Origin of the sequence: Brooklawnia sp. (assembly GCF_032229645.1) — a bacterium.
Classification (GTDB): Bacteria; Actinomycetota; Actinomycetes; order Propionibacteriales; family Propionibacteriaceae; genus Brooklawnia.
Genome location: NZ_JAVTWX010000097.1, coordinates 1 through 458, shown reverse-complemented (window position 1 = coordinate 458; position 458 = coordinate 1). Strand labels below are relative to the sequence as shown.

General features: G+C 59.8%; 1 protein-coding gene. It reads right to left on the bottom strand.

Features of this window, described 5'->3' with window-relative positions:
* Nucleotides 1-67: 67 nt before the first annotated feature.
* On the bottom strand, nucleotides 68-331 hold the full coding sequence (locus AAFP05_RS07205; RefSeq protein WP_341729181.1) for a DUF3039 domain-containing protein: 264 nt from the start codon (nucleotides 329-331) through the stop codon (nucleotides 68-70).
* Between the last annotated feature and the right edge of the window lie 127 nt (nucleotides 332-458).

Here is a 458-nt window from a genome sequence, read left to right as displayed (position 1 = left end):
GAATATCCGCTAGCTGCTGCTGTTTTCGGCAGTCGCTGAGGGGCATGGACGGAGACGGTGCGCTCGATCAGCGGTCCTTGCCCTTGTCCTTCCCCGATTGCAGGGACTCCCAAATCTCCTTGCACATCGGGCAGACAGGGAACCGTTCTGGATTGCGGGTCGGTACCCACACCTTGCCGCATAGGGCAACCACGGGAGTGCCCATCACCTGAGCCTCGGTCAGCTTGGCCTTCGGCACGAAGTGGCTGAAGCGTTCCTCGTCGCCCTCTTCATAGCGTTCTTCGACGCGTTCCCCGGTTACGGTCTGCGATCCCGGCGCTAATTGACTCATGCTTCAAGTGTGACACGCAAGGGTGAAGGGGTCGGTGCGTCCGCTCACAGCTTCCGCTCGTCCACATGAACTCAATCGCCTCAAAACCGTGAGCAAGCTCCCATTCGCTCGGCTCAATCGTCCATGT